This window comes from Streptomyces sp. CB01201 (assembly GCF_002803085.1).
Classification (GTDB): Bacteria; Actinomycetota; Actinomycetes; order Streptomycetales; family Streptomycetaceae; genus Streptomyces; species Streptomyces hundungensis.
The window spans coordinates 343,287-368,003 of sequence record NZ_NNBJ01000005.1 but is presented as its reverse complement, the minus strand read 5'-3'; the positions used below and the strand labels follow the sequence as shown (position 1 = coordinate 368,003).

Annotated in this window: 21 protein-coding genes; 9 read left to right on the top strand and 12 right to left on the bottom strand. The window is 72.1% G+C overall.

The features are described from left to right. Positions 1-606: CocE/NonD family hydrolase (locus tag CG740_RS40910; RefSeq protein ID WP_324901099.1), on the bottom strand; the 606-nt coding region annotated here is incomplete at its 3' end. Positions 607-818: 212 nt separating this feature from the next. Here CG740_RS40910 and CG740_RS13760 point away from each other — a divergent pair. Together CG740_RS13760 and CG740_RS13755 are read left to right on the top strand one after the other, a co-directional pair. Beyond that, on the top strand, positions 819-2,351 hold the full coding sequence (locus CG740_RS13760) for a M1 family metallopeptidase (RefSeq protein ID WP_100575360.1): 1,533 nt from the start codon (positions 819-821) through the stop codon (positions 2,349-2,351). Between the two features lie 172 nt (positions 2,352-2,523). Next, positions 2,524-3,549, top strand: coding sequence for a LacI family DNA-binding transcriptional regulator (locus CG740_RS13755; protein ID WP_100575359.1), 1,026 nt, complete (start codon positions 2,524-2,526; stop codon positions 3,547-3,549). 108 nt (positions 3,550-3,657) lie between these two features. Here the strand turns inward: CG740_RS13755 and CG740_RS13750 are convergent, their stop codons facing one another. Together CG740_RS13750 and CG740_RS13745 are read right to left on the bottom strand one after the other, a co-directional pair. Beyond that, on the bottom strand, positions 3,658-4,536 hold the full coding sequence (locus tag CG740_RS13750) for an oxygenase MpaB family protein (protein ID WP_100575358.1): 879 nt from the start codon (positions 4,534-4,536) through the stop codon (positions 3,658-3,660). Positions 4,537-4,729: 193 nt separating this feature from the next. Then, the gene (locus CG740_RS13745; RefSeq protein WP_100575357.1) at positions 4,730-5,203 is read right to left on the bottom strand and encodes a F0F1 ATP synthase subunit B family protein; all 474 of its coding nucleotides are present in this window, start codon (positions 5,201-5,203) and stop codon (positions 4,730-4,732) included. Positions 5,204-5,386: 183 nt separating this feature from the next. Here CG740_RS13745 and sph point away from each other — a divergent pair, with 183 nt between their 5' ends. Then, positions 5,387-6,370: a sphingomyelin phosphodiesterase gene (gene sph, locus CG740_RS13740; protein ID WP_100575356.1), complete on the top strand. Its 984-nt coding sequence runs from the start codon at positions 5,387-5,389 to the stop codon at positions 6,368-6,370. Positions 6,371-6,601: 231 nt separating this feature from the next. After that, complete coding sequence (locus tag CG740_RS13735; protein WP_100575355.1) at positions 6,602-7,453, top strand: MerR family transcriptional regulator; 852 nt, start codon at positions 6,602-6,604, stop codon at positions 7,451-7,453. Between the two features lie 85 nt (positions 7,454-7,538). Here CG740_RS13735 and CG740_RS13730 read toward each other — a convergent pair whose 3' ends face one another. The 4 genes from CG740_RS13730 to CG740_RS13715 form a co-directional block, all read right to left on the bottom strand. Beyond that, the gene (locus CG740_RS13730; RefSeq protein ID WP_100575354.1) at positions 7,539-9,713 is read right to left on the bottom strand and encodes a 3-hydroxyacyl-CoA dehydrogenase NAD-binding domain-containing protein; all 2,175 of its coding nucleotides are present in this window, start codon (positions 9,711-9,713) and stop codon (positions 7,539-7,541) included. Between the two features lie 60 nt (positions 9,714-9,773). Then, on the bottom strand, positions 9,774-10,988 hold the full coding sequence (locus CG740_RS13725; RefSeq protein ID WP_100575353.1) for an acetyl-CoA C-acetyltransferase: 1,215 nt from the start codon (positions 10,986-10,988) through the stop codon (positions 9,774-9,776). A gap of 126 nt (positions 10,989-11,114) precedes the next feature. Continuing rightward, the gene (locus CG740_RS13720; RefSeq protein WP_100575352.1) at positions 11,115-12,257 is read right to left on the bottom strand and encodes an acyl-CoA dehydrogenase family protein; all 1,143 of its coding nucleotides are present in this window, start codon (positions 12,255-12,257) and stop codon (positions 11,115-11,117) included. Between the two features lies 1 nt (position 12,258). Next, entirely contained in the window at positions 12,259-13,443 is a 1,185-nt protein-coding gene (locus CG740_RS13715) for a CaiB/BaiF CoA transferase family protein (RefSeq protein WP_199846432.1), read from the bottom strand. Between the two features lie 213 nt (positions 13,444-13,656). Here CG740_RS13715 and CG740_RS13710 point away from each other — a divergent pair, with 213 nt between their 5' ends. After that, complete coding sequence (locus CG740_RS13710) at positions 13,657-14,838, top strand: saccharopine dehydrogenase family protein (RefSeq protein WP_100575350.1); 1,182 nt, start codon at positions 13,657-13,659, stop codon at positions 14,836-14,838. Positions 14,839-14,908: 70 nt separating this feature from the next. On the opposite strand, the gene CG740_RS13705 is transcribed toward CG740_RS13710, so the two are convergent. Further along, positions 14,909-15,622: an endonuclease V gene (locus CG740_RS13705; protein ID WP_100575349.1), complete on the bottom strand. Its 714-nt coding sequence runs from the start codon at positions 15,620-15,622 to the stop codon at positions 14,909-14,911. Positions 15,623-16,059: 437 nt separating this feature from the next. On the opposite strand from CG740_RS13705, the gene CG740_RS13700 reads away from it, so the two are divergent. Next, positions 16,060-16,359, top strand: coding sequence for a YciI family protein (locus CG740_RS13700; protein WP_100575348.1), 300 nt, complete (start codon positions 16,060-16,062; stop codon positions 16,357-16,359). Here CG740_RS13700 and CG740_RS13695 read toward each other — a convergent pair. After that, positions 16,356-17,486, bottom strand: a complete 1,131-nt coding sequence (locus tag CG740_RS13695; protein WP_442802824.1) for a WD40/YVTN/BNR-like repeat-containing protein — start codon at positions 17,484-17,486, stop codon at positions 16,356-16,358. The two genes, CG740_RS13700 and CG740_RS13695, sit on opposite strands and share 4 nt — an antisense overlap. A gap of 414 nt (positions 17,487-17,900) precedes the next feature. Here CG740_RS13695 and CG740_RS13690 point away from each other — a divergent pair, with 414 nt between their 5' ends. The 3 genes from CG740_RS13690 to CG740_RS13680 all read left to right on the top strand — a co-directional run bounded on the left by CG740_RS13690 (position 17,901) and on the right by CG740_RS13680 (position 21,654). After that, positions 17,901-18,317, top strand: coding sequence for an SsgA family sporulation/cell division regulator (locus tag CG740_RS13690; RefSeq protein ID WP_100575347.1), 417 nt, complete (start codon positions 17,901-17,903; stop codon positions 18,315-18,317). Between the two features lie 471 nt (positions 18,318-18,788). Continuing rightward, the gene (locus tag CG740_RS13685; protein WP_199846430.1) at positions 18,789-20,429 is read left to right on the top strand and encodes an ABC-F family ATP-binding cassette domain-containing protein; all 1,641 of its coding nucleotides are present in this window, start codon (positions 18,789-18,791) and stop codon (positions 20,427-20,429) included. A 256-nt stretch (positions 20,430-20,685) separates the two neighbouring features. Continuing rightward, positions 20,686-21,654, top strand: coding sequence for an acyl-ACP desaturase (locus CG740_RS13680; protein WP_100575346.1), 969 nt, complete (start codon positions 20,686-20,688; stop codon positions 21,652-21,654). Between the two features lie 55 nt (positions 21,655-21,709). Here the strand turns inward: CG740_RS13680 and CG740_RS13675 are convergent, their stop codons facing one another. The 3 genes from CG740_RS13675 to CG740_RS13665 all read right to left on the bottom strand — a co-directional run bounded on the left by CG740_RS13675 (position 21,710) and on the right by CG740_RS13665 (position 24,716). Beyond that, entirely contained in the window at positions 21,710-23,314 is a 1,605-nt protein-coding gene (locus CG740_RS13675; RefSeq protein ID WP_234376237.1) for a GMC family oxidoreductase, read from the bottom strand. Between the two features lie 184 nt (positions 23,315-23,498). After that, positions 23,499-23,750, bottom strand: a complete 252-nt coding sequence (locus CG740_RS13670) for a WhiB family transcriptional regulator (RefSeq protein WP_100575449.1) — start codon at positions 23,748-23,750, stop codon at positions 23,499-23,501. Positions 23,751-23,948: 198 nt separating this feature from the next. Next, on the bottom strand, positions 23,949-24,716 hold the full coding sequence (locus tag CG740_RS13665; RefSeq protein ID WP_100575344.1) for a GntR family transcriptional regulator: 768 nt from the start codon (positions 24,714-24,716) through the stop codon (positions 23,949-23,951). Between the last annotated feature and the right edge of the window lies 1 nt (position 24,717).

Here is a 24,717-nt window from a genome sequence, read left to right as displayed (position 1 = left end):
GCCGATCATGCCGGTGCGGCCGTTGGTCCACCCGGCGGTGGCGCGCTGGTTCCCGGTACGGCTCGTGTAGGCACGGCCCCGGCCGTTCAGCCAGTCGACGACCGCCTTGGCGGAGAGCACGTCGGACGGGCCGCCGACGTCCACACAGCCGTCCGACCGATTGGTTCCGGCCAGGTCCACGCCCACGACGGCGTAGCCGCGCGGCACGAAGTAGTTGTCGTAGTACAGCGGCATCTGCACGACGTTCCCGTTGGCGTCGTACGTCTTGAGCTGGCTCTCGTTGCCGCGTCCGCAGCAGGAGTAGTACGGGCTCGCGTCCATGATGACCGGAACCTTGCGGCCCTGCTGTGCGGGTTCGCGCGGCCGGACGATGTCGACGGCGACCCGGTCGTTCCTGCCGTCCCCGTCGCCGTCGAGCCCGGTGTCGACCCAGACGGCCTCACGGACGGCGTTCTCGTACGAATAGACCGGGCGGCTCTCCTTGGCGTGGGCCGCCTGAGCACCCCCCGGTGCCAGAAGCACGGCCGCCAGGGCGGCCACCGCCGCGAGGACGAGCGTTCGGACGGATCGTGACCTGTGGCGGGTGCCCCGCGCGCGTATCGGCATGGCCGGAAGGTACTCCGGTCAACTCCCGTGCAAAAGGGGGCAGTCGACGGCCCGAAGCGAACGCAGGGGTTCACATCGACGTGTCGGCCGAATGGCGATCGTGTGACAGAAGGAGCCATGGACATGACCGGGACCGAAGGGGCTCAATAGGCTCCGAAGAGATCGTTCACCATCGTTCACCCCACGACGACACTGACGACTTGGAGCTTTTCGTGCACCGCAAAATCATCGCCCCGAGCGTGCTCGCCGCCTCCCTGCTGCTGGTGATCCCGGCATCGGCCGCGGACTTCACTCCGGGCGCCCCGGGCATCGGCGACCCCTACTACCCGGCGAGCGGCAACGGCGGCTACGACGTCTCGCACTACGACCTGAAGCTCAAGTACCAGCCCAGGACCGACCTGTTGGAGGGCACGGCGACACTGCTCGCCACCACCCGACAGGACCTGTCCCGCTTCAACCTCGACTTCGGCCTCGCCGTCAGCGAGGTGCGGGTGAACGGCACCAAGGCCACGTTCGCCACATCCGGCAGCCACGAGCTGGAGATCACGCCGGCCACGCCCCTGCCCAAGGGCCGCTCGATCACGGTGGTCGTGAAGTACGCGGGCAAGCCCTCCGAGCTCAAGGTCGACGGCTGGACGGCATGGGCGCGCACCCCGGACGGCGGGGTGGCGGCCCAGGAGCCGGACTCGGCCGTCTGGTGGTTCCCCTCCAACGACCACCCCCTGGACAAGGCCACCTACGACATTTCGGTGAAGGTGCCCGACGGCAGCCAGGCCATCAGCAACGGCGTGCTGCAGAGCCAGAGTTCGAAGCTCGGCTGGACCACCTACAACTGGCGCTCCAACAAGCCGCAGGCCTCCTATCTGACCACGCTCGCGGTGGGCAGGTTCGACATCACCACCGACAGGACCGCGAGCGGTCTGCCGGTCCTCAACGCGTACAGCAAGGACCTGGGCGACAACGACGGGGCGGCGCGCGCGAGCATCGAGCGCACCAAGGACGTCGCCGAGTGGCTTGAGAGCGTGTTCGGCACGTACCCCTTCAACGCGGTCGGCGGCTACGTTCCGAACGTCACGAGCCACTTCGCGCTGGAGACGCAGACGCGTCCGTTCTACAGCCCCGCCCAGTTCGCCAATGGCGCCAACGTGTCCGTGGTCGTCCACGAGTTGGCGCACCAGTGGTACGGCGACAGCGTCTCGGTCAAGGGCTGGAAGGACATCTGGGACAACGAGGGCTTCGCGTCGTACGCGCAGTGGCTCTGGTCGGAGAAGGAGGGCAACGGCACCGCGCAGGAGCTGGCGGACTGGGTGTACGCGCAGCACCCCGCCGACGACCCGTTCTGGAAGGTCAAGCCGGGCGACCCGGGCCCGGACAACCAGTTCGACGGCGCCGTCTACGACCGGGGCGCCCTCGCCATCCAGACGCTGCGCAACACGGTCGGCGACGCGTCCTTCTTCAAGATCCTCAAGGGCTGGCCGACCGAGCACGCCTACGGCAACGCGGCCGTCGGTGACTTCGTGAAGTACGCCGAGAAGGTCTCGGGCAAGCCGCTCGCGGAGCTCTTCGACACCTGGCTCTTCCAGCCGTCGAAGCCCGCCAACTCGGCTGCGCTGAAGGCTGAGATCGGCGCGCGGGCGGGTGTGACGGCCGCCCCCTCGGCGCGGGCCGTCAACCCGGTGAAGCCGGTGGAGCCCAAGTCCTGGAAGCAGATCGTCGCGTCGCACACGGCCCACGCCCAGCACTGACGAGCCAGGGCGGACAGCGGCAGGGGCGGTTCCCGGCGGGTGCACCACCGCCGGGAACCGCCCCTGCCGTGCGAGAGCGCTCTCTCCTCGGGCGCCCGGGCAGCCGATACGCTGCCGGGCGACGCAGTCCGCCCAGGGGCCGCTCGCGCTCCGCCGATGAGGAGAAACCGCCTTGACCGAGCAGTACTTCGGGACGCGACCCACCCTCGAAGCCGTCGCCGCGCGCGCCGGCGTCTCCCGGGCCACCGCTTCCCGGGTCGTCAACGGCGGCACCGGGGTGCGCCCGCCGCTGGTCGACAAGGTGCGTCAAGCGGTCGAGGAACTGGGCTACGTGCCCAATCCCGCAGCCCGCTCCCTGGTCACCCGGCGCACGGGAGCCGTCGCCGTGATCGTCGCCGAGCCGGAGACCCGGTTCTTCTCCGACCCGTTCTTCTCGCAGCAGATCCGCGGTATCAGCAAGGAACTCTCCGCCCACGACGTCCAGTTGGTGCTGCTGCTCGTGGAGGGCCCGGACGACTACGGACGGATCTCACGCTATCTGACGGGGGGTCACGTCGACGGGGCGCTCGCCTTCTCGCTGCACGACGACGACCCGCTGCCCGCGATCACCCGTGGCGCGGGCATGCTGACGGTCTTCGGCGGGCGGCCCGGCTTCCCCGCCGCCGTCCCCTACGTCGACGCCGACAACCGGGGCGGCGCGCGGGAGGCCGTGCGCCATCTGCTCTCGCTCGGCCGCCGGGAGATCGCGCACATCGCGGGCCCGCTGGACCAGACGGCCTCCACCGACCGGCTCGCCGGCTACCGCGACATGCTCCCGGAAGCCGACCCCGCGCTGGTGGCGGAGGGCGCGTTCACCACGGCGAGCGGAGCGCGGGCGATGTCCGAACTCCTCGCGCGAAGGCCGGAGTTGGACGCCGTGTTCGCAGCCAACGACCTGATGGCCTCGGGTGCGCTGCGGGTGCTGCGCGAGCACGGCCGACGGGTGCCCGAGGACGTCGCGCTGGTCGGCTTCGACGACATGGTCTCGATCGCCGAGGCGACCGACCCTCCGCTGACCACCGTCCGCCAGGAGATCGAGGAGATGGGCCGCCTCATGGCGCGCCTGCTGCTGCGCGGGCTCGACCAGGGCGTGGCCGGGCCGGGCGCACCCTCCTCGGTGATCACGCCGACCACGCTGGTCCGGCGCGCCTCGGCGTGAGGCCTCAGCCCCCGCGCCCGGGGAAACCGGGAGGGCCGGCCCGGGACAAGGGGAGCTGGGCGTGACCCGTGATCGGCCGGTGCGCGCACCGTTCGCCCGGCCGACCGGTCAGCGCGGGGCCGGGCTCCGTCCCGCCGAGCGGCGGTACTCCGCGCGGGCCCGGCGCGCGAGCGGCAGATAGCGCAGCCGCTCGGGCAGCAGCGGCGCGACCGCACGCACCGCCCGGCCCAGACGGCGCAGGGTGCGCTCCTGCTGGTCGCTCCAGTCGAGGCCGATCGCCTCGCGCGCCTCGGGTGGCATGAACCCGATGGTCACGAAGCGGCGGAAGCGGGCGAGCGGCGGCAGGAGCACCGGCCAGAGCGCTCTCAGGAGCAGTCGCAGCGGCAGCGGTCCCCGGTCGGGTGCCGGGACGGGCCGGTCGGTGGCGACGAGTTCCTCGACGACCGCGTTGGTGCCGATCTCGTCGGCGAGGATCTTGCGGTAGTAGGGCCAGAACTCCTCGATGGTCCCGGGCATGTCGCGGTCGTTGATGCCGAGGATCCGGCCGACCTGGAGCCACTCCGCGTACAGCCGGCGGTGCTGGGCGTCGGTGAAGGGACGGCCGAGGTACTGCTGCGCGTGGGCGTAGACGGGGTATCCGGTGGCGTGCACCCACGCGTAGTAGGCGGGGGTGAGCGCGTGGTAGCGGCGGCCGGTGGCGTCGGTGCCCTGGATGGTCTTGTGGAGTTCCCGGAGGCGGCGACCCTCCTGCGCCGCCCGCTCGCCCCCGTACACCCAGAGCTGGAGCGAGCGCAGAGAGCGCTCCCCGCGCCCCCATGGGTCGGTACGGAACACCGAGTGCTCGTCCACCCCGGCCCCGACGGCGGGGTGCGCGACCTGCATGGTGAGGGCGGCGGGCAGCGCGAGGAGCATCCGGACGTCGCCGGCCAGGCTCCACAGCACGCCGCCGGGCGGCGGTGGCGCGGGCGGGACGTCGCGGCGGCTCATGACGGGCTCCCTGAGGCTGACGGGGCTGATGGTGCCCCTGTGACTTGAGGGATTCCAGTATGCATTCCCGCAGGTCACAGCGGCACATGGGCCGTCGTCCGCCAGGGCCCGCACGGCAGGCCGCAGCCCTCGGGCACCCCTGGCGCACCCGGCATCGGGAGCACTCGGGCCGCCGGGGGCCGGGAGGATCGGGTCAGTGCTCGGCGCGGGCGGTCAGTGGCTCGCCGAGGATGCGGCCGGCGAGGTCGGCGGCCAGGACGTCGACGTACGGGCGCAGCTCGGACTCGGCCGCCGCACGGGCCGCGGCGATCCGCTCGGTGCCGGCGGCGAGCAGCGCGTCCCGTTCCCGAATGCCCTCCGCGCGGGCCGCGGCCATCGCCGCGACGCCCTCCTCCTTGGCCTGCTGACGGATGCGGGCCGCTTCGTGGCGGGCGTCGGCCAGCTCCGACTCGTACCGCGCACGCACCTCGGCCGCCTCGGCGAGGGTGGCTTCGGCCGCGTGCGTACGTCCCGTCGTCAGCGCCTCGCGCTCCTCCAGCATCCGCCCGAGGCGGGGCAGCAGCAGGCCCTCGAGGACGCCGAAGCAGAGCAGGAACAGCACCAGGCCGATCAGGAGATCGGGCACCGTGGGGTTGAGGGGGCCCACATCCATCGGAAGAAGCTTCACGCCTGGCACCTTCTCTCTCGTTCTCTCTCGCACGCGCTCGTGACCGAATGCCGTCCGAGCATTCGTACTCGTGATCGTACGACAGGGGTAAGACAGTGGGCGCACAGAGGTTACCTCTAGGTAACCGCAGCTGCTTTGATGTGCGCGCCGGTCCAAATCCCCACTCCAGACACGGGAGTTCACGTGCCGCACTCCTCGCTCCGCCGGGTCCGCGGGGCGGTCCTCGCCGCCTCGCTCGCGGCCGCCGTCCTGACGGCCGCCGCCCCCGCCCAGGCCGCCGCCGAGCCGCCCCGGCTGAAGGTGCTGACGTACAACACGTTCCTGATGAGCCAGAACCTGTACCCGAACTGGGGCCAGGGCCACCGGGCGCAGGCGATCCCCGCCGCGCCCTTCTTCCAGGGCAACGACGTCGTCGTGCTCCAGGAGGCGTTCGACAACTCCGCATCCGACGCGCTGAAGAGCAACGCCGCCGCCCAATATCCGTACCAGACACCCGTGGTGGGCCGCAGCAGGGACGGCTGGGACGCCACCGGCGGCTCGTACTCCTCGACCACGCCCGAGGACGGCGGCGTCACCCTGCTCAGCAAGTGGCCGATCCTGCACAAGGAGCAGTACGTCTACAAGGACGCGTGCGGCTCCGACTGGTGGTCCAACAAGGGCTTCGTCTATGCCGTGTTGAACGTGAATGGCACCAAGGTGCACGTCGTCGGGACCCACACCCAGTCGACCGACTCCGGGTGCGGCGCGGGCGAGGCGGTCAAGGACCGGGCCGCGCAGTTCAAGGCGATCAAGTCCTTCCTGGACGCGAAGAACATCCCGGCGAGCGAGGAGGTCATGGTCGCGGGCGACTTCAACGTGGACTCGCACGGCCCCGAGTACGCCTCGATGCTCGCCAACAGCGGCCTGGTGGGCGCCGATTCACGCACCGGACACGCGTACTCCTTCGACACCTCCGAGAACTCCATCGCCCGCTACCGCTACCCCACCGACCCGAGCGAGGACCTCGACTACGTCCTGCACCTCGCGGGTCACGCCCGCCCCTCGGGCTGGAACAACAAGGTGGTGCAGGAGCCCACCGCGCCCTGGACGGTGAGCAGTTGGGGCACCGACTACACCTACACCGACCTCAGCGACCACTACCCGCTCCAGGCCGGAAGGACCGAGTAACCGGCCCGGCACCCCCGCACGGCAGCCGCTCCCGCGCCGGCAGCGGCGCACCGGCCCCGGCCGACCGGTATCCACCGGCCGGCCGGGGCCTTCCCGTGCCGCGGGACGCGGCCGTGCCGATCTTCAGGGCACCGGGCATATTGAGCAGTGCTGGTGAGACAGCAATACTGTTGCACCGGATCGGCCGCGCACGCGGGCGGCCGTGAACCACCGGGGAGGCGAGGGACTGCCATGGCGACGGAGACCGAGGAGCCCACACTCACGGTTGACGAGCTGGCCGCGCGGGCCGGCGTCACCGTGCGCACCATCCGCTTCTACAGCACCCGGGGCCTGCTGCCGCCGCCGGTGATCGGGCCCCGCCGGGTGGGCCACTACGGGCCCGCCCATCTGTCCCGGCTCGCGCTGATCGAGGAGTTGCAGCACCACGGGATGACGCTGGCCGCGATCGAGCGCTACCTCCAGCAGCTGCCGGCCGACCTGAGCGCCCACGACCTGGCCATCCACCGGGCCGTGGTCGCCTCCTGGGCGCCGGACTCGGCGGACGACGCGAGTCGCGCGGAGCTGGAGCGGCGGGCCGGGCGCGCGCTGTCCGCGACCGACCTCGACCGGCTCGCCGCGATGAACGTCCTGGAACGGATCGCGGGGTCGCCCGACACCTTCCGGGTCGATCCCGGCCTGCTCGCGCTGGGGGTGCAGCTCCTGGACGTGCCCATCGCACACGAGACGATCCTGGCGGCCCGCACGGTACTGATGGAGCACACCCGCTCGGCCGCGCACGAGCTGACCCGGCTGTTCCGCGACGAGGTCTGGAACCCCTACCGGGAGCGGGAGTCGGACCCCGACCACGTCGAGGCGATGAAATCGCTCTCCGCCCATATGCAGCCCATGGTGCTCCAGGCGCTCGTCACCGCCTTCCAGCGCTCCCTCAAGGAGGAGCTGCGGGCGGCCTTCGGCACGCCGGACCCCGGATCCCCCCAGGGGCCCGGCGAACGGCGCGACCAGCCCCCGGCGGCCCGCGCACCGGACGCGGACCGCACCGGGTCGGCCCGCACCGGCCGGGACGCCGAGGCGCCGCCCGACTAGGGGCGCGGGGAACCGGGCGCTCGGCTCAGCTCGCCGCGCCCCGGACCTGCGCCCCCGGACCCACGCCCCGGACCCGGCGGAGTGCCTAGGCGTCCTTGAAGGTCTCGCCCTTCTCCGCCTTCTCGACGAGCAGCGCGGGCGGCTGGAAGCGCTCTCCGTAGCGCTCGGCGAGTTCACGGGCGCGGGCCACGAAGCCGGGCAGGCCGCCCTCGTACCCGTTGATGTACTGGATGACACCGCCGGTCCAGGCAGGGAAGCCGATGCCCATGATGGAACCGATGTTGGCGTCGGCGACCGAGGTGAGGACGCCCTCCTCGAAGAGGCGGACGGTGTCCAGGGATTCCGAGAAGAGCATCCGCTCCTTCATGTCCTCGAACGGGATCTCGTGGCCGGCCCTGGCGAAGTGCTCACGCAGGCCCGGCCACAGCTTGCCCCGCTTGCCGTCCTCGCCGTACTCGTAGAACCCGGCGCCGCCGCTGCGGCCGGGGCGGCCGAACTCGTCGACCATGCGGTCGATGACCGCGTCCGAGGGGTGGCCGGGCCAGACGCCGCCCGCCTCCTCGACGGCCCGCTTCGTCTCGTTGCGGATCTTGCGCGGCAGGGTCAGGGTCAGCTCGTCCATCAGCGAGAGCACCTTGGCCGGGTAGCCGGCCTGGCCCGCCGCCTGCTCGATGGAGGCCGGCTCGATCCCCTCGCCGACCATCGCGACGCCCTCGTTGATGAAGTGGCCGATGACGCGGGAGGTGAAGAAGCCGCGCGAGTCGTTCACGACGATCGGCGTCTTCTTGATCTGGCGGACCAGGTCGAAGGCGCGGGCCAGGGCCTCGTCGCCGGTGCGCTCGCCCTTGATGATCTCGACGAGCGGCATCTTGTCGACGGGCGAGAAGAAGTGCAGGCCGATGAAGTCGGCCTGGCGCGAGACGCCCTCGGCGAGACCGGTGATGGGCAGCGTCGAGGTGTTGGAGCAGAGCAGCGCGTCGGGCTCCACGATGTCCTGGATCTCCTGGAACACCTTGTGCTTGAGAGCGGTGTCCTCGAAGACCGCCTCGATGACGGCGTCGCAGCCCGCAAGCGCCCCGGGGTCGGCGGTCGGAGTGATCAGGGCGAGCAGTTCGTCCCGCTTGGCCTCGGTGGTGCGCCCGCGCGAGAGCGCTTTCGCGAGCAGCTTCTCGGAGTACGCCTTGCCCTTCTGCGCGGCCTCGATCGACACGTCCTTGAGGACGACCTCGATGCCGGCCCGCGCACACGAGTACGCGATGCCCGCGCCCATCATTCCGGCGCCGAGGACGGCGACCTTGCGGACCGGGCGCGGCTCGATGCCCTGGGGGCGGCTGACCCCGGAGTTGACGGCCTGGAGGTCGAAGAAGAACGCCTGGATCATGTTCTTCGAGGTCTGCCCGGTGACCAGCTCGGTGAAGTACCGGGCCTCGATGGTGAGAGCGGTCTCGAAGTCGACCTGGGAGCCCTCGACGGCGGCCGCCAGGATGTTGCGCGGCGCCGGGTAGGGCGCGCCCTGGAGCTGCTTCTTCAAGTTGGCCGGGAAGGCGGGCAGGTTGGCGGCGAAACGCGGGTTGGAGGGCGTGCCGCCGGGGATCTTGTAGCCCTTGACGTCCCAGGGCTGCTGGGACTCGGGGTGGGTGTCGATGAAGGCCCGCGCCTTGGCGATCATTTCCTCGGGAGTGGCGGCCACTTCGTGGACGAGACCGTTTTCGAGGGCCCGCCGCGGCGAGTACTGGGTGCCCTGGAGCAGCACCTTGAGGAGGGCGTCGGTGATGCCCATGAGCCGTACGGTGCGGGTCACGCCGCCGCCCGCCGGGAGCAGGCCGAGGGTGACCTCGGGCAGGCCGATCTTGGAGCCGGGCGCGTCGAGGGCGACGCGGTGGTGGGAGGCGAGAGCGATCTCGTAACCGCCGCCGAGGGCAGCGCCGTTGATGGCCGCGACGACCGGCTTGCCCAGTGTCTCGATGCGGCGCAGCGAGGCCTTGATGGCGGTGCCGGTGTCGAAGGCCTGCTGGGCGAGCTCGGGACCGACCTGGATCATGTCCTTGAGGTCGCCGCCCGCGAAGAAGGTCTTCTTGGCGGAGGTGTAGATGATGCCCCGGATCGAGTCCTTCTCGGCCTCGGCGCGCTCCGCGACGGCCGCGATGGAGTCCTTGAACGCCTGGTTCATGGTGTTGGCGGACTGGTTGGGGTCGTCGAGTACGAGGGTGACGACGCCGGTCTCGTCCTGTTCCCAGCGGATGGTCGTGCTCTTCGTCATTGCTGAATTCTCCGTGTGGGTCCGTATGGGTCCGTATGAGGCGATGCCGGAACAGGACGGTCAGAGACGCTCGACGACGGTGGCGATGCCCATGCCGCCGCCGACGCACAGCGTGGCGAGGCCGTAGCGCAGGTCGCGGCGCTCCAGCTCGTCCACGAGGGTGCCCAGGATCATCGCGCCGGTCGCGCCGAGCGGGTGCCCCATGGCGATGGCGCCGCCGTTGACGTTGACCTTGTCGAGGCTGAGGCCCATGTCCCTGACGAAGCGGAGCACGACCGCGGCGAAGGCCTCGTTGATCTCGACGAGGTCGATGTCGTCGATGGTCAGACCGGCCTTGGCGAGCGCCTTGCGGGTGGCGGGCGCGGGACCGGTGAGCATGATGGTGGGCTCGGAGCCGGAGACGGCCGCGGAGACGATGCGGGCCCGCGGGGTCATCCCGTACCGCTCGCCGACGGCCTTGGAGCCGATGGCGACGAGGGCCGAACCGTCCACGATGCCCGAGGAGTTGCCCGCGTGGTGGACGTGGTCGATCTCCTCGACCCAGTGGTACTTCTGGAGCGCGACGGCGTCGAAGCCGCCCATCTCTCCGATGCCCGCGAAGGACGGCTTGAGGCCCGCGAGGGAGTCCGCGGTGGTACCCGGGCGCATGTGCTCGTCGTGGTCGAGGACCACGAGGCCGTTGCGGTCCTTGACCGGGACGACGGACCGGGCGAACCGGCCGTCCTTCCACGCCTCGGCGGCCCGCTCCTGGGACAGCTCCGCGTACTCGTCCACGTCGCGGCGCGAATAGCCCTCGACGGTGGCGATGAGGTCGGCGCCGATGCCCTGCGGGGCGAAGTTGGTGTCGAAGTTGGTCATCGGGTCGGCGAACCAGGCACCGCCGTCGGAGGCCATCGGGACGCGCGACATGGACTCGACGCCGCCCGCGAGGACCAGGTCCTCCCAGCCCGAACGGACCTTCATGGCGGCCATGTTGACCGCTTCCAGGCCCGAGGCACAGAAGCGGTTCTCCTGGACGCCGGCCACCGTGTCGGGCAGTCCGGCGGCGATCGCCGCGATCCGGGCGATGTCGGAGCCCTGGTCGCCGACCGGGCCGACGACGCCGAGCACGATGTCGTCGATGGCGGCCGGGTCCAGGCCCGGGAAGCGCGCCTGGATCTCGTGGATCAGGCCGACGACGAGGTCGATCGGCTTGGTCCCGTGCAGGGCGCCATTGGCCTTGCCGCGTCCGCGCGGGGTGCGGATCGCGTCGTACACATACGCTTCGGTGCTCAACGTCGGGGCCTTTCGGATGAGGGTGGTTCCGGGGATCGGGGGTCGGCGGCGGGGGCCGCGTGGCGTCGGCCGAGGAGGAACGGCCGAGCGGAACGGCCGGAACGGACGAGGGAGGGAAGGCCGGGATCAGCCGAGCAGGGAACGGCCGATGATCTCCTTCATGATCTCGGTCGTACCGCCGTAGATCGTCTGGATGCGGCCGTCGGTGAAGGCCTTGGCCACCCGGTACTCGGTCATGTAGCCGTATCCGCCGTGGAGTTGGAGGCATCGGTCGGCGACGCGCTTTTGCAGTTCGGTGGCCCACCACTTGGCCATCGAGGCATGGACCGCGTCCAGTTCCCCGGCCGCGTGATCGACGATGCAGCGGTCGAGGAAGGTGCGGGTGACGGCGCACTCGGTGGCCATCTCGGCGATCTCGAACCGGATGTGCTGGAGCTTGGACAGCGGCCGGCCGAAGGCCTCGCGCTCCTTGACGTAACTCGTGGTGATCTCCAGGAGGTGTTCGGCGGCGGCGATTCCGGCGACCGCGATGCCCATCCGCTCCTGTGCGAGGTTGGTCATCAGATGGATGAAGGCGCCGTTGAGCTCGCCGAGGAGATTGTCCTTCGGGACGCGTACGTCGTGGAAGAACAACTCGGCCGTGTCCTGCGACTTCTGCCCGATCTTGTCGAGGTTGCGGCCGCGCTCGAAGCCCTCGGCGCCGCGCTCGACGACGATGAGGGACAGGCCCTTCGCACCGCCCTCGGGGGTCGTCCTGGCGACCACCACGACCAGGTCGGCGAGGATGCCGTTGGAGATGAACGTCTTGGAGCCGTTCAGGAGCCAGTGGTCGCCCCTGTCCTCGGCGGTGGTGCGGATGCCCTGGAGGTCGGAGCCCGCGCCCGGTTCGGTCATCGCGATGGCGGTGATCAGCGAGCCGTCGCAGAAGCCGGGCAGCCAGCGCCGCTTCTGCTCCTCGGTGGCGAGCCCGGTCAAGTAGGGCCCGACGATGTCGTTGTGCAGGCCGAGCGCGAGCCCGGCGGCCCCGGCGCGGGTGAACTCCTCGGCGAGGACGGCGCTGTAGCGGAAGTCGTCCTGTCCACCGCCCCCGTACTCCTCGGGCACCGCGAGCCCGAGCAGCCCCTGCTTGCCGGCGGCCAGCCACGCCTGCCGCGAGACGATGCCGTCCTTCTCCCACTGCTCGTAGTGCGGCAGGACCTCCTTGGCGAGGAAGGTACGGACGGTCTCGCGGAACGCCTCGTGTTCGGCGCTGAAGATCTGCCGTTTCAACTCAAGCCTCCTGTACGGGAGTCGACGCCGGGCCCGGGGCGAGCTCCGGCAGGTCCCAGTCGCGGGCCACGTCCGCCGTGTCGGCGCCCGGCAGCGCGGGGGGCCGGTGGATGGATCCGGGGGTGGCGGAGAAGCGGGGCGCCGGGGCGGGCTGGGTCGTGCCGCCGTGCGCGGTGAAGGTCGCGCGGGCCGCCAGGTGCGGGTGCTGCGGCGCCTCCTTGAGGGACAGGACGGGCGCGACACAGGCGTCCGAGCCCTCGAAGACGGCCGTCCACTCCTCGCGGGTCCTGGTGCGGAACCGCTCGGCGATGACGGTGCGCAGCTCCGGCCAGCGGGCCAGGTCCTTGCGTGCGGGGGCCACCTCCTGGATGCCGAGCAGGCCGGTGAACTCGTCGTAGAACCGCTGCTCAAGGGAGCCGACCGCCATGTACTGGCCGTCGGAGGTCTCGTAGGTGCCGTAGAAGGGGCAGCCGCCGTCGAGGAGGTTGGCGCCGCGCCGGTCCTGCCAGCCGCCGGCCGCCAGCATGCCGTGGATCATCGTGGCGAGGTGGGCGGTCCCGTCGACGATCGCCGCGTCCACGACCTGGCCCGCTCCCCCGCCGCGCGCGTGCTGGAGGGCGGCGAGGACGCCGATGACCAGGTAGAGCGAGCCGCCCGCGTAGTCGCCGACGAGGTTGGCCGGCACGACCGGGCCGCCGTCGGCGCCGCCGATCATGCCGAGGGTGCCGGTGATCGCGATGTACGCGATGTCGTGCCCGGCCCGCTGGGCGAGCGGGCCCTCCTGACCCCAGCCGGTCATCCGCCCGTAGACGAGCCGGGGATTGCGGCCCAGGCACGGCTCGGGCCCGACGCCGAGGCGCTCGGCGACGCCGGGCCGGTAGCCCTCGATGAGGATGTCGGCCCGCTCCACGAGGTCGAGGACCAGGCCGGGCCCCTCGGGCGCCTTGAGGTCGACGATCACGGAGCGCTTGTTGCGGTTGGTCAGGTCGTACGCCGGGTCGATGCCGAGTCCGGCACCGCCCGGGCGGTCCACCCGCACCACGTCGGCGCCGAGGTCGGCGAGGAGCATGGCGGCGAACGGGCCCGGCCCGATGCCCGCCAGCTCGACCACGCGCACCCCGGCGAGCGGGCCGGTTCCTGTCGCTGTCATCAAGCCCCCAGCACTGTGACACAACTGATGTAACATCAATGATGCTAAGAACACGTTCCACTCCGCACAAGCCCCCATGAGCAACCGCTCAGCAGGTGCGCGTGACGCCGCGCCGCCGGTTGCCCCGATACGCCGGGCTTGCCCCTGACGGCCGATGGTCCAGGTGTCGTCGGCGGGGGCCGCACGCTAGCCTCACAACCCGGCATCGGCCGACGGCAGCACCCGGCAGCGGACCCGCGGAGGCACACGGTGGAACCCTCGAAGCGCACTTACGACATCGTGCTGTTCGGCGCGACGGGCTTCGTCGGAGCGCTGACCGCCCAATATCTCGCGACCCACGCGCCCGAGGGCTGCCGGTGGGCGATCGCGGGCCGCAACCCCACCAAGCTGGAGCGGCTGCGCGAGCGCCTGGCGGAACTCAACCCGGCCTGCGCCACGCTGTCCCTGCTCACCGCCGACTCGACCGACCCCGCCTCGCTGCGCGCGCTCGCCGGGTCGGCGCGCGTGGTGGCCACCACCGTCGGCCCCTATGTCTGGTACGGCGAGGGCCTGGTCGAGGCGTGCGCCGACGCGGGTACGGACTATCTCGACCTGACCGGCGAGCCGGAGTTCGTGGACACGATGTACGTACGCCATGACGCGCGGGCCCGCGAGCGCGGGGCGCGCCTGGTGCACGCCTGCGGCTTCGACTCGGTGCCGCACGACCTGGGGGTCCAGTTCACCGTGGGGCAGCTCCCGGCCGGGGTGCCGCTGCGGGTCGACGGCTTCGTACGCACCAACGCGATGTTCTCCGGCGGCACACTGGCCTCCGCGCTGACCGCGCTGGGCCGGGGCGCGCAGACCGCGCGGGCCGCCCGCGAGCGCCGGCTGCACGAGCCGCGGCTGGTGGGCCGGCGCGCCCGCGCGCCGCTCGGCGCCCCGCACTTCAGCAAGGAGACCGGCACCTGGGCGCTGCCCATGCCCACGATCGACCCGCAGATCATCGCCCGGTCGGCGACCGCGGACGACCGCTACGGGCCGGACTTCCGCTACCGGCACTTCGCCGCGGTCAAGCACCTTCCGGTGGCGATCGGCGGGGTGGCGGCGGTGGGCGCCGTCGCCGCGGTCACCCAACTGCCGCCTGCGCGCGCGTGGTTGATGGGGCGTTACGAGGCGGGCAACGGGCCGGACGAGGCGCGGCGCCGGCGCAGCTGGTTCACGGTCCGCTTCGTCGGCGAGGGCGGTGGACGGCGGGTCTTCACCGAGGTGTCGGGCGGCGACCCCGGCTACGACGAGACGGCCAAGATCCTCGCCGAGGGAGCGCTCAGCCTCGCCTTCGACGAACTGCCGCAGCTGACGGGCCAGTTGACGCCCGCCACCGCGATGGGCCCCGCCCTGACCGAGCGGCTGCGCGCGGCCGGGATGCGCTTCCGGGTGGCCGACACCCGCTGAGTGCCGCGGCACGCCCGATCGGCCCCCCGCCGCCGTCCCGGCCGGGTACCCCGCCGGTACCCAACTGGCCTCAGCCCGTGGTCTCTTGGGCCTCTTGGGCCTCTTTGAGTGCCCGGCGGCACAGCGAATCGGCGTGCCGGGTGGACTCGGGGAGGCGGTAGCGCCGGGCGAGCCCGAGGGTGTGGGCGCAGGCCCCTTCCAGGCTCACCCGGTGGCCGACCGACACGAAGACGGGCTTCGTCGCGTCCTGCGTGCGCAGCGCACGGCCGACCTCGGTGCCGTCGTCGGCCAGCAGCGGGGAGTTGTCGCCGCGGCGGGGGCCCGGCTGGTCGTAGGTGAAGGTGAACGGGTTCTTCGCGACGCCGATGACGGGAAGCCCGGTGAGCACGCCGAGGTGGCTCGCCAGGCCGAAGCGGCGGGGGTGGGCGAGCCCGTACCCGTCGCAAACCACCGTCCCCGGACCGGAGTCGAGCCGCTCCAGGGCGGCGAGCACGGTGGGGATCTCGCGGAACGCGAGCAGTCCCGGCACGTAGGGGAAGGCCACCCTGCCCACGGCGGTGGCCTCCTCGACGACCTCCAGGGTCACCGCGTCCAGCACGACGGCGGCCGCCACGACCAGGTCGCGCTCGTCGTCGTAGGCGACGTCCACACCGGTGACGAGCCCCGTGCCGGGCGCGGGCCCGGGCTCGTCGAGCACGACCCTGCCGCGCAGTTCGTCCTGCACGGCGAGCGCGGCCTCCTCGTCGCGGGGCCACCCGTCCGGAACCCCCGTGATGATCTCCATGACGCCTCAGCGTAGGCCACCCCGCCGTGCGCGGCTCCGCCACGGGGCCGGACCACTCCGACGCCGGGCGCCCTACAGGGGCGCGGGGAACTGCGCGAGCAACCCTCCACGATCCGCACGCGACACACCGCACGCGGAAGCGAAAGCCCCACAGGGGAGCACTACTCGTCCGCAGACCGTGCATGGCCGATCGCGCAGTTCCCCGCCCCCCCACCAGCACCAACACCGGCCCGGACCAGCAGCAGACGCCCAGTTGCTCCAGCCCCGACGTGGACGCGACCGATTCGACCCCGGCCCACCCCACCCCACACGTCCAGGGGCGCGGGGAACTGCGCGAGCACCCCTCCACGATCCGCACGCGACAAGCGCAGCCGCCGATCCACACGCGGAAGCCCCCCCCAGGGGGCCACCCGCCGGGGAGGGCTAGCCTGGCGATCATGTTCGTACTGGAGCTGACCTACACCGCCCCCCTCCACCGCATCGACGCCTCCCTCGCCGACCACGTCGCCTGGCTGGACGCCCAGTACGGCGCGGGCACCTTCATCGCCTCCGGGCGCAAGGAGCCGCGCGACGGCGGGATCATCCTGGCGGTCGGGGACGATCGCGCGGCGATCGAGCGCCTCGTCGCGAGCGACCCCTTCCTCGTCAACCAGCTCTGCACCTATCGGATCACCGAGTTCCGCGCGACCAAGGTGGCACCTCAACTCGGCGCGTTCCAGCAGCAGTTGGGCAACTAGTCGGCCGAAGGGGAAGGCGAGGCCGGCGAGGAAGGCGGCCCCAGTCGGGCCACCCGGCCCCGCTCCCCCGCCGCCCAGCACGCGCCGTCGCCCGTGCAGTCGACGGTGTCGAAGGAACCGGTGTCCACGGTCCGCCAGGTGCGGCCCCCGTCGCGGGTCAGGTCCGTGCCGGTCGGCCCGACGGCGAGCGCGGCCGAGCGGGAGTGCGGCAGCCAGGCGACGCCCGAGCGGTAGGCGGCGACCGGGGCGGCCGACGGGCGCCAGGTGCGGCCGCCGTCGCCCGAGACGGCGGCGGCCCTGGGCGACGGCTGGTCCGCCCGGTAGTCGCCGCCGACCGCGAGCCCGTGCGTACGGTCGCGGAAGGCGAGGCCGAACACCCCGCGGGCCGGGTCACCGGCGGGAAGGGTGGACTCGGCGGCGGTCCAGGTGAGCCCGCGGTCATCGGAGTGCAGGACGCGGCCGGTCGCGCCGCCCCCGGTCGCAAGCCAGACGTCGCGCGACCCGGACGTGACCAGACACTGGCCGCTCGCGGCGAACCCCGCCTCGCCCGGCAGGGCGGCCGGCATCCCCCGGTTCGGCAGGACCTTCCAGGAGCGGCCGCCGTCCGCGGTGGACAGGATGCGGTACTTGCCGTCGACGGGGTCGCTCACCGCCAGGCCGTGCCGCGGGTCGAAGAAGGCCAGACAGTCGTAGAACGCCTTCGGGTCGGTGTTGCGGAACGATTCGCTCCAAGTGGCCCCGCCGTCCTCGGTGCGATAGACCCGGGACGCCTCGCCCTCGCCGATCGCGAGGACCACCGCGCGCCGCCCGTCGAAGGCCTCGACGTCCCGGAACTCCAGGCCCTCCGCGCCGGGCGGCGACACGTTCTTCCAGGTGCGGCCGCCGTCGGAGGTCTTCAGGACCGTCCCCTTGGTGCCCGCCACCCAGGCGGTCGACCGGCTCACCGCCGCGAGTCCCCGGAATCGGGCGTCGGTCCCGGTGTCCTTCACCTGCCACGCCACCGCGCCGTGCCCCTGCCCCTGCCCCTGCCGCTGTCCTTGCCCTTGCGCCTGGGCCGGCGCGGTCATCGCCGCCGCGAGCACCAACCCGCCCAGCCCCGCCGCCAGCACGCGTCTCGTCTTCCCCATGGACCTCATGGCGTCGGAAGCTAGCCCCAGCCCGCCCCGCCCGTCCAGGGTGCCTACGTCACGGGTTCCCGAGCGCCCGGCTCCGAGACGTAGGCGGGGCGCACCGCGCATCCGTCGCCGCGTACAGCACCGCTACCGAGTCGGGCCGAATCGGATGGAAGCCCTCGAACCCGCCCGGAGCGAGCCGAACCGACCCCCGGCGACCGAAAGAATCGAGCCGGAAGAGACGGACGTGCGGCCGTGTGGCTGCCGTGAGACCGGGAACCAGACCTGTTACGAGCAATCCGGATGGTGCGCCGAATCCGCCGCCCGGGCCGTGACACAGGTCACGTGAACCTCCGGTGCACGGAACGCTGAATTTCGACGTCTTTCCGGGCGGCAGGAGAGAACCCCCGAGGTTGAGGGAGCTGGGCTTTGTCCACCGTCATCGAGCAGCCCGTCCAGGTGCGCCTGATCGCGTCCGCGCCGCGCATGGAAACCGTGCCCGCGACGCTCCGCTACGACCCCGAGGATCCCTTCGCCGTGCACATGGCGTTCCCCGCGCCGGCCACCCTCGAAGGCACCGAGGTCTCCTGGGAGTTCGCCCGCGAGCTGCTCGAAGTGGGCGTCGAGGCGGCCGCCGGGGTGGGCGACGTCCGGGTGCGGCCGTACGGATACGACCGCACGGTGCTCGAATTCCACGCCCGCGAGGGCGTCGCCATGGTCCACATACGCACCTCCGAAGTGCGCCGCTTCCTCAAGCGCGCCCAGCACCTGGTCCCGACCGGCCGCGAACACCAGCACCTCGACCTGGACGGAGACCTCGCCGCGCTGCTGCGCGACGCCTGCTGAACCAACCCGGCCCCCTCACCGGTCCTCCCGCAAGAACCGGCTCCGCCGCCGCCCCTTCCGCACCGCCTCCGCTCCTGCCCGGTCGCGGCGGTGCGCCGCGCCACCTCGCCCGCACGGCAGCCGCGCCGTCCGTGGGCGGCGGCCCAAAGAGCCCCAGCGATTCCGCGCCCGCTCCCGCGCTCGTCCCCCACGCGGCCGTTGCACATCCGGGTCGCCCTTAAATGGTTTGCGCGACCGTTCGGCGGCGGCGTAGCTTCGTGCCTGGCCCTGTTGTCGTCGATCGGAGTAGGACGTTGCTCGTCTGAGGCCCCTGAGACACCGTTTCGCGCACTCTCTTCCGTGTCGCGCGTCCCGGTGTGACCTCTGCCTCCGAGCGATGTCCTCCCTTCACGACCAGGGCCGTTTTCCTGCCCTGAGCGGTGTCTCAGAACCCCCGTTGCCCCTTTCCTTCCCCGCAACCGGGAGACCCGTATGTCATCCTTCCCCCCTCAGATCGGCTCGGCCGCGCTGTCCTTCGCCTGGCCGGACGGCACCGAGGTGTTCGCGGACTTCCAGCTCGCCATCGGCCCCGGCCGTACCGGGCTCGTCGGCCTCAACGGATCCGGAAAGTCAACCCTGTTGAAGCTCATCGCCGGTGTCCTCACACCGAGCGAGGGCAGCATCAGGACCACCGGTGAAGTCGGCTACCTGCCGCAGAACCTGGTCCTGGACACCACCCTCCGGGTGGATCAGGCCCTCGGCATCGACGCGGTCCGCGCCGCGCTGCACGCCATCGAGGGCGGTGATGCGGACGAGCGGCACTTCGAGACGGTGGGCGACGACTGGGACGTCGAGGAGCGGGCCCGGGCCACGCTCGACCAGCTCGGCCTCGGCTCCATCGGCCTGGACCGCACGATCGGCGAGGTCTCGGGCGGCGAGTCGGTCATGCTGCGGCTCGCCGCGCTGCTGCTGCGCCGCCCTGACGTCCTGCTCCTCGACGAACCCACCAACAACCTTGACCTGTCCGCCCGTCAGCGCCTGTACGCGGCGGTCGACGCGTGGAGCGGAGTGCTCGTGGTGGTCAGCCACGACCGCGAACTGCTCGACCGGGTGGACCGCATCGCCGATCTGCGCGAGGGCCAACTCACCTGGTACGGCGGCAACTTCACCGCCTATGAAGAGGCCCTGCGGGCCGAGCAGGACGCGGCCGAGCGGATGGTCCGGGTGGCCGAGGCCGATGTGCAGCGCCAGAAGCGCGAACTGTCTGACGCCAACGTCAAGTTGGCTAGGCGTCAGCGGTACGGGCAGAAGAGCTACGACAACAAGGTGGTGCCGAGGATCGTCGCGAACAACCGCAGGCGCGAGGCGCAGGTCTCGGCCGGAAAGCACCGCATCCTGCAGAGCGAACGGCTCGACCAGGCGCGCGAACGGCTGGACCAGGCAGTGGAGGCGGTGCGCGACGACGACGAGATCCGCATCGAGCTGCCGTACACCAAGGTTCACCCGGGCCGCTCCGTGCTGACCCTGCGGGAGCTCCGACTCCCTTACGGGGCGCGGGTGGAGGGCGAGCTGGAGGTGCGCGGTCCGGAACGGATCGCGCTGGTCGGCCGCAACGGCGCGGGCAAGACCACACTGCTGCGCACGCTCGCCGGACAGCTGGAGCCGGTGGCGGGCGAGGCGGTGGCCCAGGTGCCGCTGCGGTTCCTGCCGCAGCGCCTCGACGTGCTGGACGACGCGCTGAGCGTGGTGGAGAACGTGGCCCGCTACGCGCCCGGCGCGACCGACAACGCCATCCGGGCCCGCCTTGCCCGCTTCCTGTTCAAGGGGGCCCGGGCCGTCCAGCCGGCCGGGACGCTGTCCGGCGGAGAGCGCTTCCGGGCGGCCCTCGCGGCGCTGCTCCTCGCGGAGCCCGCACCGCAGCTCCTGATGCTGGACGAGCCCACGAACAACCTGGACATGGCGAGTGTGCGCGCTCTCCAGGCCGCGCTCGACGCCTACGAGGGCGCGCTGATCGTGGCGAGCCACGACGTGCCGTTCCTGGAGTCGATCGGCGTCACCCGCTGGCTGCTGCTCGACGGTGAGCTCACCGACACCTCGGCGGAGGAGGTGCGGGGCGGCCCGCGCGGGCGCTGACCGGACCGCCGGGCAGGGCGGGGGGCCGGGCCGGATCCCGGCCCCCGCCCCCTGCCCTCCAGCGCCTCCAGCGCCTCCAGGAGGTGACTTGCCTCTCGTTCGGCGTCAGCGACCTGCGGATATAGCGGAACGTAGTCGGACGAAGGGGAAGCCGGGCTTGGCTGGGGCTTACGGCCGCCTTAACCTACGGTCTCGTAACCTACGTATGCGTAGGTAAGCCTGCCGTCCCCTGTTTCCGTCCCCCTGGAGCACCCCCGTGACGATCACTTCTCCCCACCTCGGCAGTTCGGACGCGTGGACCGACGCCCGGCTGCTGTTCGCGCTGGAAGAGGTAGTCGAAAACGAGCTCAACCGGCACCTCAAGGTCGCCAAGGACTGGATGCCGCACGATTACGTGCCGTGGTCGGACGCCCGCAACTTCCCCGGCTTCTTCGAGGACGGGGAGGCCTGGGACCCCCAGCAGTCCAAGGTCACCGACCTCGGGAAGATCGCCCTGGTGGTCAATCTGCTCACCGAGGACAACCTGCCCAGTTACCACCACGAGATCGCCTCGCTGTTCGGCCGCGACGGCGCCTGGGGCACCTGGGTGCACCGCTGGACCGCCGAGGAGGGCCGCCACGGCATCGTGATGCGGGACTACCTGCTGGCCTCGCGCGCGGTGGACCCGGACAAGCTGGAGCAGTTCCGCATGGCCCACATGAGCGAGGGCTTCGAGTCGGACAACCGGCACTCGATGCTGCACTCGGTGGCCTACGTCGCCTTCCAGGAGCTGGCGACCCGGGTCTCGCACCGCAATACCGGCCACCAGTCCGGCGACCCGGTCTGCGACCGGATGCTGGCGCGGATCGCCACCGACGAGAACCTGCACATGGTCTTCTACCGCAATCTGCTGGGCGCGGCCTTCGAGATCGCCCCGGACCTCACGATGCAGTCGGTGCGCGACGTCGTGGTGAACTTCCGGATGCCCGGGCACGGCATGCCGGGCTTCGAGCGGGCGGCGGCGCAGATGGCGATCGGCGAGATCTACAACATGCGGATCCACCACGACGACGTGCTCCAGCCGGTCCTGCGCTACCTCAAGGTCCTGGAGATCGACGGGCTCGGCCCCGAGGGCCTCAAGGCCCAGGAGGAGCTCGGCCTGTACATGGGCGGGCTCGACAGCGAGGCGGCCAAGTTCGACGAGAAGCTCGCCGCGCGCAAGGCGCGGATGGCCGCCCGCGCCTGACCCGCGGGCGACGGCGCCGGGCCGGTACGGGATCTCCCGTACCGGCCCGGCGCGTTCAGCGGGCGTCCTGGCGGATCATCTCGGCGGCCTGCTCGGCGATCGCCACGGTGGGCGCGTGGGTGTGCCCGCGGGTGATGCGCGGCATGACCGAGGCGTCCACGACGCGCAGCCCCGCCACTCCCCTGACCCGGAGCCGGGGGTCGGTGACCGAGCCCTCGTCGCCGCCCATGCGGCAGGTGCCGACCGGGTGGTAGAGCGTCTCGGCACTCTCCCGCACGCTCCGCGCGAGCCGCTCGTCGTCGACCGGTCCCGGATAGGGCGCCATCGGCCCCGAGACGTACGGGGCGAGGGCGGCGCCCGCGAACAGTTCCTCGGCCCTGCGGATCCCGGTCATCAGACGCGGCAGGTCCTCGGGAGCGGTGAGGTAGCCGGGGTCGATGCGGGGCGGGGTCGACACGTCGGTGCCCGCCAGGTCGACACGGCCCTCGCTCGCGGGCTGGAGCAGGACCACGCCGATGGTGAGCCCGTGCTCGCCGACGGGGGTCAGGCCGTGGTTGATGAACGGGCCCGGCGCGTAGACCAACTCGATGTCGGGGGCGGCGAGTCGGGGGTCGGTGCGCAGGAACGCGACGGCCTCGCCGACATTGGTGGTGAGCGGGCCCCGGCGGCGCAGCAGATAGCGGGCGAGGTTGGCGGGCGAGTCGGCACCGGTGAGGGTGACGGGGCGGGGGCAGCGCACGGTGACCCCGTACGACAGATGGTCCTGGAGGTGCCGCCCCACCTCGGGTGAGGCGGCCCGCACGGTGATGCCCGCGGCGCGCAGCCGCTCGGGGTCGCCGATGCCGGACAGCATGAGCAGCTGGGGCGAGCCGATGGCGCCGGCGCAGAGGATCACCTCGCGCCGGGCGGTGAGCGGTCCCGGCCGTTGCGCGGTGGTCACGCCGGTGACCCGGGAGCCCTCGAACCGCAACCCGCTCACCCGGACTCCGGTGAGGACGTCCAGGTTGGGCCGGCGGGCGGCGGGCGCGAGATAGCCGTCCGCGGCGCTCCAGCGGCGGCCGCGGTACTGGTTGACCGGGGTGCTCGCGCAGCCCGAGTGGTCCGGGGCGTTCAGCTCGGGCAGTTCGGGCAGGCCGGCCGCGCGGCAGGCGGCCAGGAACGCGGCGGTCGTCGGGTTGGGGTCGCGCTGGGGCGAGACGAACAGCGGCCCGTCCTGGCCGTGGACCGTGCCGGCCTCGGATGCGGGCCCCGTCCAGTGTTCGGCGCGCCGGAAATGGCGTACGAGCCGGTCGTAGGACCACTCGGGGCCGGCCGCCGCGCCCCAGGCGTCGTAGTCGTCGCGGTGGCCGCGCACCCACATCATGGCGTTGATCGAGGAGCAGCCGCCCAGGGTGTGGCCGCGCGGCCAGTACAGTTCGCGGCCGCCGAGCGCCTGCTGCTTCGCGGTGGTGAAGTGCCAGTCGTAGGACGTCTTGAAGAGCCTGGGGAAGGCTGCCGGAACCCTGATCTCGCGCCTGCGGTCGCGCGGCCCGGACTCGACGAGGGCCACCCGGACGGTGGGGTCCTGCGAGAGGCGCGCCGCGACGACGCACCCCGCCGATCCGGCGCCCACCACGATGTAGTCGTACCGCGCGCCGTCCGCTGCTTCCCGTGTGCTCAACTCGGCCCCGTTTCCGCGTGGTTGAAGGACGCGGGGAGGCATGTCCGGCCGAGGCCCCGCGGCGGGTGGTCGCGGGGCCAGCATGGACCGCGGGGGCGGCGCGACGCCAGGGGACCTCGCACGCTCCGGCTCGCACGCTCCGGCTCGCACGCGGCGGCGGAACCCGGGCGGCCGGGGCGGACCCTCAACGCTGCCGGGCGCGTTGCAGCGTCATCCGCTCCCGCTCGGACAGGCCGCCCCACACCCCGAATCGCTCGTCGTTGGCCAGGGCGTATTCGAGGCAGGCCTTGCGCTGTTCGCAGGCGCCGCAGAGCTGTTTGGCCTCCCGGGTCGAGCTGCCGGGGGCGGGGAAGAAGAACTCGGGCCCCGCCTGGGCGCACAACGCGGTCTCCTGCCAGCCGAGTTCCTGGCCTGTGGTCACGGTGTCGTTCAGCATGGCGTTCACGCTGCCGGGCACTGATCAACGTCCGGTCAACGAATGGTGAACGCCGGAGCCGATCACGTCCGGCCGGCCGTCGCGCGGGGCGCATCGTCCGGGTCCTCGGTCCGGGCCGTACGTCCCGCGCGGGCGCACCGGGGACGTTGGGCCCTCCGCTTCGCGCCCACCGGCGGCGCTCCGGGCCGCGCGGGCGTGTCAGCGTGGCTGGAGTGTGGTGCGCAGCCGGTAGCGGTCCCCGCTGTACTCCACGGTCGAGAGCAGCACGGGGCGCTGGTCCCGCGCGTAGATCGTCTGGTCCAGGGCGAGCACGGGCGAGCCCGGCTCGATCGCGAGGTGCTCGGCCAGTTCGCGGCCGGCTCCGCGCGCCTCGATGGTGGTCTCGGAGCGGTCCAACTCGACGCCCCTGGCGTGCAGTTCGGCGAAGAGCGAGGCCCCGGTGAAGTCGACCTCTTCCAGACCGGGCGCGAACGAGGCCACCAGCAGGGTCCGGTCGACCGCGATGCGTACGTCGTCGAGCAGCCGCACGCGCTCCAGGCGCAGCAGCGGCGCACCGGCCGGCACGTCGAGCCGGTCGGCGTCGTCCAGGGTGGCGGGGCGCAGCTCCTGGTGCAGGACGAGGGAGCTGGGTCGCATGTGCTTGCGGCGGGCCGTCGTGGTGAACGACTCCAGGTCGTTGGGCCACTCCCTGGGCGCCACCGGCGCCGCCACGAACCAGCCGCGCCCGTGCGAGGCCGTCACCAGGCCCTGGTCCACGAGGTGGGCGAGGGCCTTGCGCAGGGTGACCCGGGAGATGTCGAGCCGCTCGCCCAGCTCTCGCTCGGCCGGCAGCCGGGCGCCGGCGGCCAGGCCGCGCCGCTCGATCTCGTCCTGGATCAGCCGGGCGGTCTGGGCCCACAGGGGGGCCGGTCCGCTGCCCCGCTCGGGGAAGGGGGCGGGGCGGGCGGGGGTGGCGTCGGCGCTCATC